We start from the raw sequence: 12,947 nt of genomic DNA on the forward strand, positions 1-12,947 counted from the left end.
TCCTCATAAAATACGTGGCCCGGGCGGTCCCCCCGGGGGGGGGGGCCCCCCCGGGGGCCCCCCCCGCCCCTGTACCTCTCGGGTTCAGTGGTCGTACGACATCGCTGGCCTCCTCTCGTCCCGTCGTTTCGCGCCGGCCGCAGCAGGCCGGTGGCTGCTCACCACCGGCCCCGCCAGCCTTGGGGCCACCCGCACCGACGCGGGAGGCCCCCTCCGCCCGCTCGGGTGAAAGGCTCCGGGATCCGACGACCGCGCACTGTCGAGTACCGGAGCCGCCCTCGGCCAACTTCACGTTGGAGAACCCGAGTTCGAAGCGGACGATGTTCAGTCAAGCGCGGGGCGCGGAACCCCGGCAGGGGGAAGGATGTAGTCCTGCGTAGGCCCGCGTAACCCAGGGTTGGGGTGACGAGATGACGAGTAGGCCGCATGCCCAAGCCATCGCAAACCTGATCCGCGCGGCTTGCGAGGAACGCCGTTGGGGCCCCACTGACCTGGCCCGAGCCGTCGGCGAGGACGAGGGCAGCGGGCCGCGCCGCATCGCCCGGCAGTACGCCCGCAAGTGGATGACCGGCGAACGCACGCCCGACTACTGGTGGCCCCACGTCGCCCGAGTCCTCGATCTCGCCCCGGACGTGACCACCATCCGTCAATCCTCCGCACCAGCGCTGACTTACGCCGATACCGTGGCCTCAGTCATCGAGTTGGGAAGGACAGACCTCGACGTGGACCGCCGGCACTTCCTCACCGCGTCCAGCGGCTACGCTCTCGCGGCCCTCGGCCTGCCCGACCCTGAAAGCATCACCCGTCGCGTCGCCGGCGCTGCGGGCGGCACCGTACGGGTCGGCCGCGGCGAGGTCGAAGCCATCAAGATCATGGTCAGAACGCTCGGCGACTCCGCCTCCGAACTCGGCGGCGGCCACGCCCGCCACCTCACCGTGCGCTACCTCACCGAAGACGTCGCACCCTGGCTGAACGGCAAGTACACCGAAGCCACGGGTAGGGCGTTGTTCGCCGCCGCGTCCCAGCTCGCCCACCTCGCAGGCTGGATGGCGCAAGACGAGGGCGACACTCCTGAACTCCAAGGCATCGCCCAGGGCTACTACGCTCACGCCTACGGGCTCGCGGACGAGGCCGGCGATCCAGAACTGGCTGGCACTGCCCTCCGCGGGCTGGCCGTGCAGTGCATCGATCTCGGCTACCGCGCCGAGGCTGTCCAGCTCAGCGAAGCCTGCGTCAACTACGGCCGGGCGCTGCAAAACCCGCGAGCCGTGGCGTACTACAACGCGACCCTCGCCAACGCCGCCGCCCAGGACGACGACCGCACCCTGGCCACTCGGCACCTCGCCCTCGCCGCGAGCGCCATCAGCAAGCCCGCCACCGGTTCCGGCGACTCCTGGGCAGCGCACTACTCGCCCGGCCGCTGGGCCCACGAAACCGGCATGATCCACACTCGCCTCGGCGATCTCACGGCCGCCGAAGAACACCTTCACCTTGCCCTTGACATCCACGGCCTTGACCGGCGCCGCACCCGCGCCATCGTCTTGGCTGACCTCGGAGGCGTACGCCTTCGCCAAGGCAATGTGGACGGTGCCATGACCACCTGGTCAGAATTCCTTGACTTCGCCGACGGTGTTCACTCCGTCAAAGTCCGCGCCGCCATCCAGGACATGCGCGTGCGTCTTCGCCGCTTCCCTGACCTACCCGAAGCGCAGATCCTCCGGGCACGCGCGGCATCCCTCCCGTAGGTCCAGCGCCGCACTAGTCCTACGACGAGGGCCCGTCCGACGGATTCTTCAGGTCCACCGAGGCTACGAACATCGAGCATCCCGAAGGCCGAGCCGCCTTGCTTACGGGTCTCTGTGCCGTCCCCGGGTGGCAGATCAGGCCGCCTTGTAGCGAGCGAAGAAGTCGGTCTCGACCTCGGAGATGCGCCGCGGCGCAACCGTCTCCAGGTTGTAAGCGGCCATCTTGGTTGTGGCCTCGGCGTACGTGGTGGAAGCGTCCCGGATGGCGTACCCCAGCTCCAGTCGCGCGCCCCGACAGGCGACGACCCAGACATCCACGCTGACGGGCTCATCCCGGTAGTCCAGCGGCTTCTTGTAGTCGATCACTGACTGCTGGACCACGAACGCGTGCCGTCGCCGTTCGGCCTCCTCGGCCGGCAGCAAGTCCTGAACCATCCTCGTACGTGCCTCTTCGAGGTACGTGAGGAAGCAGCTGTTGTTGATGTGTCCGTAGCTGTCCTGATCGGACCAGCGCAGCGGAAGCGAGTATGTAAACGCAGGCATGGAGAGTCTTCCTTTGGGGCTTGCTGGATTGCCGTGGGTGGTGCAGGGCCGCCGGATCGCCGGCCCTGCACGCGAGCGTCGCGCTAGCTCTGCTCCTCAGTCACCGAGGGTTGTCAGACCCACCCGCGATCATGGCCTGGACTTCACGCAAGACGCGCTGCTCCGTGGCCCGATCGTGGAGCAGCTGAGTGATGCGGGACATTGCCGCGTCTTCGTCGGCCGGCAGTGCGACGCGAACCAGGCTGTGCAGCTCGGAGAGGCACTCGTCGGTGATGGCGTCCCGAGGCACTCGGGCGATCACCGTGGCGGGTGATACCCGGGTGACCGACCACAGGCCGGCAGCTTCCTCGACCGCCCAGATGACGGTGCGGCGGGCAGTGTCCAGGGTGAGGTGGGCAGTGGGGCCCACGAGCCTGCTGATAGCGGGCATGAGGACACCGTTGTCACCGGCCAGCAGTGCTGCCTCGTCGGCCGTGCTGACCACCTTCCGCGAGGCGAGTGCCGCAACCTCGCGCCGCCAGCGGGTGGCAGCGTCCTCGGCCACGCGATGCTGGGTGTGGCGCTGCGCCGCCTCCACGTCGGCCGCGTCGGCGGATGCGCCTGCCCAGGCGTTGCGGACGCCTCCGAGCGCGTCCCACTCCTCCTCGCCGCCCTCGACCCAGGTGATCACGACGAAGCGTGCTTCGGGCATGGAGGCCGGGTAGAGGACGTGGCTGACGACTTCGACGGTCTCCCAGTCGAGCGCGGGGACGTTCATCCGGAATGTGTGTCCGTCGCGGGTCTCGCCCATGTCTTGCTCGGTGTCCCAGACGTGTCGGGCGTCCGGATCCTTCTTGATCTGTTCGATCAACTCGCGCAGGGCTGTGTCATCGGGCTTGGTCGCCTGGGCGAACTTCAGCATCTTCACGTAGGCGTGGGCGTGCAGATCCCAGTCCTGGTACTGGGTGCGGGCCTCCGCCGAGGTGAGTGCCCACCGGATCAGGTTCGCCCCGGGCTCCATCACCCACGGCCACCACTCCGCCATGGCCGAATTGAAGCCGAGGATGTTCCAGTGCTGATCGCACAGGTAGGCCGGGCTGGGCATTTGCCGGTCGATGAGCAGGCGCAGCGCCCTCTGCAGCTGTGGCTGGGCGGCGCCGCGGGGCGGGATCAGGTTGCTGCCGATGTTGTACAGCATGAGCGCGTGGCGCTCCTCGACGTCCAGGCCCAGGACATCGGACAGCGAGTCGCACTGCGCGGGGGTGAGTCGGGGCGGCGTTGCACCCTTCTCGATCTTGCGATAGGTGCGCTCGCCCATGCCCAGGGCACGGGCGGCCCTCGCCTGGGTCACATGGGCAGTCTTCCTCCACCGACGGAGCAGCGCACCGAAGCCCATGTACTGCCCGGGCAGCTGCTGCTCTCGGCCCGTTATCGAATTTCCTTCCACTGCACCGTCGTTGGTGCCGTGGTCCCTTTCTTGCGCGACCACGCGAAACCTACCTTCGCCTTCGAGGGACTTACTTTCCCGGGCGTTTTAGAGAGTCCAGCACGTGCGCACTGGGCCCCGGCCCAAGACCCCCCACTGGAAAACCATACGCAATCGAAAAGCGATCACGGACAGGTGTGGCCCGCCCCACAACGAGGGCCTCCCGATGTCGTCAAAAATCGAACAGCTTCAACGCGTACCACATGGGCACGTTCGAACGCGAACCGGACATCTCGTCGAGCAGCCCTAGGTTCGCCTGCCGGAAATCGGCAAAACGTTGCCGCTTTTGGTCGAGCCCCTCTGACTGAGGTCTAGACCTCTCCGCAAGGTCTTCCGAATTCAAGATCGATAAACTTCACGCCCCTTTCTATGAAGGGAACTTACGGTTCCGTAACCGGCTACGCCGCGGCATCGCACAGCGGCGACGTATCCAGTTAAATCGGGCAAAAGATCACCGTTGACGCCCCTACGTGGGCTTGGCTTAAATCGCTCTGGCCAGCACGTTCAACAAAACGTGCGGCCGAGACTTGGGGGGCACCGTGAAGATCATCTCCGCATCGACCGGAGCGATCATGGTGCCGTCCACGCGCCCACCCGCCGCCTCCACCCGCAGGCGCAGGTGCCGACGCCCACCCAGGCGACTTGTAGAGAGTCCTTTAGCAAGGTCTGGATCTTGACGCAGACCCTGCATATGTTCGTCGTCCCCCGCCGGGCACCCCGCCCGGCCTCAGACGGCATAAGGAGCCATATGCAGAACGCGCAATCCAACCGAGCGGCATAGCCCCGAAAACAGCGACGGCGCCCAGGGAGCGGTAACTCCCGGACGCCGGACGCTAGATGGCACTCCAGCCCCGGCAAGGGCGCGGAGATTACCCACCTTCACCGCACCGGACCTTTCCACGGGCACCCCGGTTGCGGGTTTCACTACGGAGGAGAGTCTTACATGCCGCCTGCCCTGCGCAAAAGGCCGGTGTCCCCGGCCAGCGCGGCAGCCACCCACCCGATCCGCCCCTCGTCGCCCCAGATACCGCCAGGCGCCATCGCGCCGCAGCCGGCCACCGACACGCGCCTGAAGACGGCGGTGCTTCGATGAGCGGGCAGGCACGCAAGTGGACGTGGGAGAGCAGCACCAGCCGCGGCACCGCCCGCCTGGTCCTGCTGTCGATCGCCGACCGGATCCCCGACGCCCAGTGCGTCGCGTACGCCTCCGTGACCGATCTGATGGAGCGGACGCATGCGAGTCGCAACGCCGTGCGTACCTCGCTGGCTCTGCTGGTGGACGCCGGTGAGCTGGAGATCTGCGCCGAGTACGAGGGCCCGCAGCACAGCACGGTCTACCGCATGCCGCGCCCAGCCGCCTGGCTCGCGAAGGTCGCGGCTGCCCTGAAGGCCGATCCTGACCTGCGCGTCGAGGACGTCGAACCCCTGACGGGTGCCGACCCTGCTCCTGACCTGAAGGACCTGGACAAGGAGCTGCTGCGCAAGCACCGCATCTGGTTCATCGCCGGGTCAGAATCGGGCCCCCGGCGTCAGAAACTGGCCGGGTCAAAATCTGCTCCCCCTCGTCAGAATCTGACCCCTCCCCGGGTCAGAAACGGGCCCCCCTCCGGGTCAAAATCTGACCCCCAGAACTGTAGTAGTGAACCGAAGGTGAACCGTAGGTACAGCAGCAGTAGTGCTGCCGACCTCACCTCGGCCACCGACTGGCAGGTCGATGACGCGAGCCTGTCCTGGGCTCAGCAGCAGGGACACCTGGATCGCCTCGGCGAGCAGGGCCTGCAGGCCGCCGACGCGAAGTGGCGCCACTACCGCGCCGCCTACGGCCCGCGCTCCGCCGCTGCCTGGGCTGCCGACTGGCGGTCCTGGATCGACCGCGAGCACACCCCCACATTCCAGCGCCCGAACCTCTACGCCCTGCCTGGCGGCGGCCCGGCCTCGCAGGCCGGCATGAGCAAGGCCGACCGGCATACCGCCGCTCTCCTCGCCGCCATCGACGAACCGACTGGAACGGAGTAACTACCATGATCCGACGTGAAGTTGCTGCCGTAATCGCCTTCGCAGGGCGCCTTGACCCGCGCCTGATCCGCACCGACGAGGCTGAGGCTCGATCGCAGCTGGACTCCTGGCACGAGCTGCTCGGCGACGTTCCCGCGACCACCGCTCAGGGCTGGGATGTGCGCGACGTGGTGCGCAAGCGCATCGTCGCCTCCCCGTACCCGATCCTGCCCGCCGACGTGGCCCGCGAGTGGTCCGCCCATTACCGCGACCGGCTGGGCCGGCACACCGATCCGACGCCGATGGCCGACCCCGACGACCCGAAAGCCTGGCGGGCGGAGCTTGTCGCGACCCGCGACGCCGTCGTGACCGGGCGGATCGCGCCGACACCGCACCGCGGGGTGACGACCGGGGAACCCCACCCCGGCCTGAAGAAGATGCTCAAGGCCGTCGGTACCTACGTCCCGGACGCCGTACGAGCCGAACTGGCACCCTTCCGCCCGGCCCGCGCCGCCCGCGAAGCCGCCATCGCCGCCGGCGGGCCCGACATCTTCAGCGTCCCTTGCCAGAGGTGCAGCGCCCCGAAGGGCGAGCCCTGCCGCGAACGCAGCGGTGGCGGTGTCCGCAACCGGAACACCAAACCGCGCATCGAGCCGCACCCGGGCCGCGTCGAGGACGCCCTGGCCGCTCAAGCCCAGGCCCTACCTGCCTGACCGGGCCGCCACATCTCCACAGAAACGTTCCGCCATGCGGTACGGCCCGCCGCCGTACCCCGAGCCCGCCTCGCCGCGCCCGCCGCACCCCGCCATCACCGGTGCAGAGCGAACCGCGCCGGCCGAGGCGCCCTCCGGAGACTGCCTTGCGCAACATCACCGCCAACACCACCCCGACCCCGACCATCCGGGGCATCGCCGACCACAGCTGGCAGGCCCGCGGCCTGTGCCACAACATGCCGGCCGCGGACATCGACGAGCTGTTCTTCCACGCCGCCCGCAACCGCGCGGCGATCGACGAGGCCAAGTCGATCTGCGGCAGGTGCCCGGTGAAGAAGGCGTGCTTCGACTACGCCCTCGACAACGAGATCCGCCACGGCATGTGGGGCGGGCTCACCGAAGCTGAGCGCCGCCCCTGGCACCGCAAGGTAGCCAAGCGCCTGGACTACGCCCGGGTGAAGGCCGCCTTCGCAGGGCGCGATGTCCACCTCAGCGACGCCGAGCGCGAGGCCGTCACCCGCCACGCCTACGTCCGCGGCTGGAGCCCCGAACGCCTCGCGCACACGCTGCGTCTCGACCTGGACTGGGCGCGCGACCTGATGCGCAATGCCGCACACGCCGTCGCCGACCGCGACCGCTACTGGGGCCAGGCCGACGAGACCGAGCCGGCCGACGAGACCACCGAGGACGACGACGCCTCGCCGGTGCAGGTGCCCCGCCAGGCGCAGACCGACTCCCTGATCGCCGCCCTCCGAAAGGCCGCATGACACACCCCATCGCCATGTCCCTGCCCTACGGCATAGAGCCCGTCTACGTGGTCGCGGCCGTCGGGCTGCTCGCCCTCGCGCTCGCTGGCTGGTCGATCCGGCGTAACCGGAACCGGGCGGACGGCCAGCGCGTCGGCACCCCCGCGGTCTGGGTCTCGGCCCTCGCCGCCCTCAACTGCACCGTCTACTCCGCCGACACCAGCTGGCGCTTTGCCGCCGACTATCTCGACACGGCCGGCACGGTCGAACGGGCGATGCTGTTCAGCGCGGGCGAGGTCGCGCTGTTCGCGACCGCACTGATGGCGCGTCAGAATCTGAAGACCTTGGGAGCGCCCGGCCTGTCCGGTGCCCTGGTCTGGGTGATCACCGGAGTGCAGATTGTCCCGGCGTACGCCGAGTCGGGCGCGGTGGGCGGCACTGTGCGGGCCTTCGTCGGCCCGGTCATGGCAGCTGTGCTCTGGCACCAGGCGATGGGCATCGAGCTGCGGCTGCACAAGCCGGACGCCGCCTCGCAGGGGCTCCTGGCCACGCTCGGACGCGAAGCCCGGGAACGGCTCCTGTCCCGCCTGGGGGTCGCGACCCGCAACCGGAATGCGGCGCAGATCACGAAGGACCGCGCCACGCTGCGGGCAGTGGGACTGGCCGCGCAGTTGGCCGCAATGTCGCCAGCGGATCGCGAGAAGGACACCAGGATCGCCCGTCGCCTCCAGTCGGCGCTCGCCCGAGCCGGGGTCGGCACCGATGCTCAGCAGCGTCGGGCTCTCCTGGAGCAGTTGGCCGCCCGCCGGCACGCGGTAGCCCTCGCCACCATCGATCTGCCCTCGCCCTGGGAGCAGGACGCGCACGGCCAGGACGCCGCACGCGAGGAGCCGTCCCCGTCCCCGTCCCCGTCCCCGTCCCCGTCCCCGTCCCCGTCCCCGTCCCCGTCCCCGTCCCCGTCCCCGTCCCCGTCCCCGATGATCCTGCCGCCTGACGAAGGGAACGTCGATCGGCCGGTCCTCAACGACGGTCCCCAAACCGTCGGGGACGGGGACCGTGCGGAATCGGGGACGGGGACGGAGACCGAAGGGGACCGTCCCCATACCGTCCCCAACGACAACGGGGACCGCGTCCATAAGCTCGGCTCGGGACTGGTTAGCAAGGGCACAGTGGCGCCGATCGGGGACCGAGACGACGTGCCCGCCAGGGCCGAAAAGGCTGACGCCGACGTGGACGGCAGTGCCGTAGAAGCCCACGAAGGTGGCGCTCAGGGGGATACGGGACCGTCCCCGGCAGCCGTCCCCAACGACGACGAGGGCCGCGAACACCCGGACACCGAAACGGGGACGGAGACCGAAGGGGACCGTCCCCACACCGTCCCCAACGACAACGGGGACCGCGAACACCCCCACACCGAAACGGGGACGGAGACCGAAGGGGACCGTCCCCACACCGTCCCCGGGCGTCGGAAGCCGAAGCCAAAGCCGAAGGGCCAGCGGAGTCGGCCGGGTGGCGGTAAGGCCAAGCGTCCTCGGCGCAAGCAGCTGAGTCTCGCAGAGACGGCCGAGCTGGTGCGTCCCCGCATACCCGCGCTGCTAGAGCGTGACGGGAATGCGGTCATCACCCGTCCCCAGCTGCGGGAGATCCTGCGCGCCCTGAACCTCGCGGGCGGCCGAAACGAGAACCTCACGCGTCTCCTGCAGCTGCTGCGGGACGAGGCGGGCACCGTGACAAGGAGTGCGACTCGATGAAGACCTGCCGCAGGTTCGATGCCATCCGGGCCGAGTTCGAGCGGGACGTCAGCTTCCTGCGCGGCCACGCCGAGCGCCACCAGGGCTCGGCTCCGGCCAAGACCAGATGGAAGAACGCCGTCTCGGTGAAGCGCAACATGGCGCGGGCCCTGAACACGCACCTCGCCCGCTGTCCCGAGTGCGGCTGACAGCTGCGAAGCAGCAGGTGAAGCGCGTGAACCCGCATTCCGCATGGTGGCCCGGCCGCGGTCGGGCCACCGCTCCTACCACGGAGGGATCGTCATTCCTGCCCGTTACCCACGTACGCGCATGCCTTCGTCCGCCGAGGCCGGCGCCTGGGCCGAAGTGCTCGTGCGCCACCAACTGCTGCACGCAGCCGTCCTGGCCCCCACCGGCCAGTGGCTCGTCCAGCACCACCCCGACGCGCCCGTCCGCGTCCTCGACGGCGCGACCGCCATGGTCGACCTGGCCGCCGAGATCCAGCACCACATCCGCACCACGAGGAACCACACCCGATGACGAACCCGACAACAAACCCCGCTCCCACGCCCGATGAGCCGGAACCCAACTCGACCTCAGCGCAAGCAAGTTGTAGGTTCGGACACTCCCCCGAGGGGGGAGTGTCCGAACCTGTCCCCGCCCCAGGGGTGGCGGGGCCCGACCAGCGCCAGGGGGCGCAGGTCGGGAAGGCTGCGACCGAGGGCGGATCGCAGCCAGGGCCTACCCGTTCCGGGCGGGCCAAGGGCAAGTCGCGCCCGCGCGACAAGAAGCAGCGTCGCGCCCACAGCGTCCGCCTCAATCAAACCGAGCACGCCCTCATCCAAGGGGGTGCAGATGCTGTCGGTATGAGCACGGCGGGCTTCCTCGCGTACTCCGGCCTGGCCATGTCACGTGATCAGTCGCGCACCGCTGTGGCCATCGCCACCGAACGTGACGTGCTCACCGAGCTGTTCGCTGCGCGCCGACAGCTCGGCTGGGCCGGCAGCAATCTCAACCAGGTCGCCAAGGCCCTCAACACCGGAGGCGAGGTTCCCCACCTGGCGACGGTCATCGCCGACATTCAGCGGGCGGCCAGGTCGGTGCAGGTGGCCGCTGACCGGGTCGCCAACCGGCAGGTGGGCGAGGCGGCTTGATCCCCAAGGTGCACAAGCAGGGCAGCGAGACCCTCGGCCTGCTCAACTACCTCTACGGCAAGGGCACTCGCGAGGAGCACATCGACCCTCACCTGGTCGCCTCCTTCGACGGCATGGCCCCCGACCCCGGTCGCGATCCGGGCGCGACGAAGCGGGACCTCCAGCAGCTCCTCGACCAGCCCTTGCAGCTCCTCGCCCCCGACCAGCGCCCTGAGAAGCACGTGTGGCATCTGTCCGTTCGCAACGCCGTCGAGGATCGCGTCCTGTCCGACGAGGAGTGGGCAGACATTGCGCGCCGCATGGTGGCCGCGACCGGCATCGACCCGGGCGACGGGGCGGGCTGCCGCTGGGCAGCCGTCCGCCATGCCGATGACCACATCCACATCATCGCGACCCTCGTCCGCGAGGACGGCCGCCGCCCCAACCACCATTACTCCGGGAAACGCGCCCACGCCGAGGCCCGTCTCCTTGAAGTCGAATACGACTTGCAGCGGGTCAATCCGGGGGACGGCACCGCGGCGAAGAGGCCCACCAGTGCCGAGCGCCATAAGGCCGAACGTCAGGGCCGGAAGCGGACGGCTCGTGAGGAGCTGCGCGAAGCGGTGCGCCGAGCTGCCGCCGGCGTACAGAGCGAAGGAGAGTTCTTCGACCGCCTGACCGCTGCCGGCGTCCTGATCGAAAAGCGCGTCGCTCCCTCCGGCGATCTCCTCGGCTACAAGGTCGCGCTCACCGACGACCTCAACAAGGACGGCGTGCCGGTGTTCTATCCCGGCTCGAAACTCGCCCCCGACCTCTCTCTGCCTCGCATCCGTGAACGCTGGGCCAGCGATGCCGCTGACGGCCCCGAAACGGATCGGTCGGCCGGATCGCCGCGGGTCACTCCCGCGACCGCCCGCCGCCAGGCGACGTCGGCGTCCTGGCAGGCCGTACTCATCATCGACCAGGGCGACGACGGACTGGTCTCCGCGCTGATCGCCGCGGGCGGCGAGATGCTCGACGCGCTGGCCAAGACCTCGGCCGCACACACCCGCCGTGAACTGCGAGAAGCCGCCTGGGCGTTCGAGCGGGCCTCCCGCTCCCACATCCGAGCCGAGCGGGGCCACGACCGCGCCTTGCGGCAGGCTGCTCGCGACCTCGTCCACGGCGGAACTGCGCTCGGCCGCGGGGAGGACGGCGCCACCACCGCCATGCTGATCGACATGGCCATCTTCTTCGTCCTCGCCGCCGCGCACTGGCACGGGAAGAAGGAGCACGCCCAGCAGGCCGCTGCTGCCCGCCAGGCCGCCGAGCATTTGCACGCCGCGTACCAGGCCGCCGCACCGATGTATCTGGGCCCCATGCACCAGCGCGGCCGGAGCCTGTCCCAGCCCCTGCTGCGGAGGCAGACGGCCTACCTTCGCCGGGCGGTGCCGGATCTGGCCGAGCAGGTCCTCGCCGAGCCGGGCTGGTACGCCCTGGCCGCCACGCTCGCCGACGTCGAGAACGCCGGGCACGATCCGGCCGCGCTCCTGGCCGAGGCCGCCGAGCGACGGGAGCTGGACACCGCCGAGTCGATCAGTGATGTCCTCGTGTGGCGACTACGGCGAACGGCAGACCTGCCCGCTGACGCTTCCACGACGCCTCCCAGCCAGGCCAAGCGAACGGCAGCGGCAACGCGCCGCGGGCAGACGCGCACCACGCCGCCCCGCAGGCCCGGTACGGCGACCGACAGCGCACGCGAGCACCAACGGTGAGAACGGTCTTCAGACCAGGACGGCGACCACCGCGACGGCCACCGTGGCGCCCGCAATGCACAGCATGACGGTGCGCGCGGCCGGGACTCGCCGACGAGCGGGCGCCGACGTCACCTCGCGCGTGCCGCCGCACGCACAGCCAGGAGAATGCGACAAGAACGGCGAGTCCATCCAGTAGGAGCCGCGCAGCTGCGGCGAGACGGACGAAGAGGAGCTGGGCATACCCGGACAACGCCGCAGCGCGTCCGCCGATACGGGATGCAACGCACCTGTAATGAAGTGGCCGGCCCTCTCCGCGTCGCGGAAGCCAGCACTCGGAATCTCCCGTCCGAGTTCACGAATTCTAGAGTTGCAGCAGGTCAGCGACTTACGGCACTCTCCTCGTGCAGGCGACGACAGAGATGGAGACGGCATGTTCCGACGCAACCGAGCGGACCGAGATTTCCGTGACGCCCAGCGAGCCGGACAGGCGCTGCTGGCCATGCACACCGAGTGGCCCGAGGCTCCCGTCCCGGCCGCTGCGCCGGCACCGACCGCACCGACCGACGCCACGGTGGTGCCCGACTTCCTGCCGCCGGAGTTCCGGGCACCGAACCGCCAGGACGTCTCGGGCTTCATGATGCGCTGGGACCTGCCGCTCGTCATCGACGGCGAGATCCACGCGTGCCACTGCGGTGCGTACCGGAACTGGATCGTCTTCAACATGCGCGACGACTCGGTGTGGCTGCGCTGCGAGGCCGGCCACGAGGCGCAGGAGACCCGACTGGACACAGCCTGGTACAACCGCAACTCCGGTCCGGTCGACCACTTCCACCCCACCCTCCAAGACGGCCTGCGTCACCTCGGCCACTGAACTCCGCGAAACCCCCTTCCCCTACCCCTGCGTTCATCGGCACCCGGAGGGCCGATCCGGTCAGACCATCCGTCTCGCATCACCAAGGGGTTTCCGCATGCGCCGTTCCACCACGACCCTCCTCGGCCTCAGCGCCGTCTGCACCGTCCTCGCCCTGACCGGTTGCGCCGGCCCAGCCGAGTCCGCCGACTCCTCCGCCCCCGCGCACCGGGACGGCGGCACGCCCTCGGCGTCGGTGCCGCTGTCGTCAACTCAGCTGAACCAGCGGCT

Annotated in this window: 13 protein-coding genes; 10 read left to right on the forward strand and 3 right to left on the reverse strand. The window is 69.5% G+C overall.

The genetic code is table 11. From position 1 onward, the window contains the following. Nucleotides 1-410: 410 nt before the first annotated feature. Nucleotides 411-1,745 carry an NsdA family TPR-like regulatory protein gene (locus ABT004_RS33570; RefSeq protein WP_351344608.1) on the forward strand — a complete coding sequence of 445 codons (1,335 nt, stop codon included), beginning with the start codon at nt 411-413 and terminating at the stop codon, nt 1,743-1,745. Between the two features lie 135 nt (nt 1,746-1,880). Here ABT004_RS33570 and ABT004_RS33575 read toward each other — a convergent pair whose 3' ends face one another. Beyond that, nucleotides 1,881-2,288: an acyl-CoA thioesterase gene (locus ABT004_RS33575; protein WP_351344611.1), complete on the reverse strand. Its 408-nt coding sequence runs from the start codon at nt 2,286-2,288 to the stop codon at nt 1,881-1,883. Nucleotides 2,289-2,388: 100 nt separating this feature from the next. After that, the gene (locus ABT004_RS33580; protein WP_351344642.1) at nt 2,389-3,663 is read right to left on the reverse strand and encodes a helix-turn-helix transcriptional regulator; all 1,275 of its coding nucleotides are present in this window, start codon (nt 3,661-3,663) and stop codon (nt 2,389-2,391) included. A gap of 1,179 nt (nt 3,664-4,842) precedes the next feature. Between ABT004_RS33580 and ABT004_RS33585 the strand changes: the two genes are divergently transcribed. From ABT004_RS33585 to ABT004_RS33620, 8 genes are all read left to right on the forward strand, one after another. Then, nucleotides 4,843-5,769, forward strand: coding sequence for a helix-turn-helix domain-containing protein (locus ABT004_RS33585; protein WP_351344614.1), 927 nt, complete (start codon nt 4,843-4,845; stop codon nt 5,767-5,769). 5 nt (nt 5,770-5,774) lie between these two features. Further along, nucleotides 5,775-6,461, forward strand: coding sequence for a zinc finger domain-containing protein (locus ABT004_RS33590; protein WP_351344617.1), 687 nt, complete (start codon nt 5,775-5,777; stop codon nt 6,459-6,461). A gap of 146 nt (nt 6,462-6,607) precedes the next feature. After that, the gene (locus tag ABT004_RS33595) at nt 6,608-7,228 is read left to right on the forward strand and encodes a WhiB family transcriptional regulator (RefSeq protein ID WP_351344620.1); all 621 of its coding nucleotides are present in this window, start codon (nt 6,608-6,610) and stop codon (nt 7,226-7,228) included. Beyond that, entirely contained in the window at nt 7,225-8,958 is a 1,734-nt protein-coding gene (locus ABT004_RS33600) for a hypothetical protein (RefSeq protein ID WP_351344622.1), read from the forward strand. Before ABT004_RS33595 ends, ABT004_RS33600 begins: the two co-directional genes overlap by 4 nt. Beyond that, entirely contained in the window at nt 8,955-9,146 is a 192-nt protein-coding gene (locus ABT004_RS33605) for a hypothetical protein (protein ID WP_351344625.1), read from the forward strand. Before ABT004_RS33600 ends, ABT004_RS33605 begins: the two co-directional genes overlap by 4 nt. Nucleotides 9,147-9,267: 121 nt before the next feature. Continuing rightward, nucleotides 9,268-9,477 carry a hypothetical protein gene (locus ABT004_RS33610; protein WP_502966981.1) on the forward strand — a complete coding sequence of 70 codons (210 nt, stop codon included), beginning with the start codon at nt 9,268-9,270 and terminating at the stop codon, nt 9,475-9,477. 326 nt (nt 9,478-9,803) lie between these two features. Beyond that, the gene (locus ABT004_RS33615; protein WP_351344630.1) at nt 9,804-10,091 is read left to right on the forward strand and encodes a MobC domain-containing protein; all 288 of its coding nucleotides are present in this window, start codon (nt 9,804-9,806) and stop codon (nt 10,089-10,091) included. Further along, complete coding sequence (locus ABT004_RS33620; protein ID WP_351344633.1) at nt 10,088-11,824, forward strand: relaxase/mobilization nuclease domain-containing protein; 1,737 nt, start codon at nt 10,088-10,090, stop codon at nt 11,822-11,824. Before ABT004_RS33615 ends, ABT004_RS33620 begins: the two co-directional genes overlap by 4 nt. A gap of 9 nt (nt 11,825-11,833) precedes the next feature. On the opposite strand, the gene ABT004_RS33625 is transcribed toward ABT004_RS33620, so the two are convergent. Then, the gene (locus ABT004_RS33625; protein WP_351344636.1) at nt 11,834-12,046 is read right to left on the reverse strand and encodes a hypothetical protein; all 213 of its coding nucleotides are present in this window, start codon (nt 12,044-12,046) and stop codon (nt 11,834-11,836) included. Between the two features lie 190 nt (nt 12,047-12,236). Between ABT004_RS33625 and ABT004_RS33630 the strand changes: the two genes are divergently transcribed. After that, nucleotides 12,237-12,677, forward strand: coding sequence for a hypothetical protein (locus tag ABT004_RS33630; protein ID WP_351344639.1), 441 nt, complete (start codon nt 12,237-12,239; stop codon nt 12,675-12,677). Nucleotides 12,678-12,947 lie beyond the last annotated feature (270 nt).

The sequence above is a fragment of the Streptomyces sp. NPDC002790 genome (assembly GCF_040295505.1).
GTDB lineage: Bacteria > Actinomycetota > Actinomycetes > Streptomycetales > Streptomycetaceae > Streptomyces.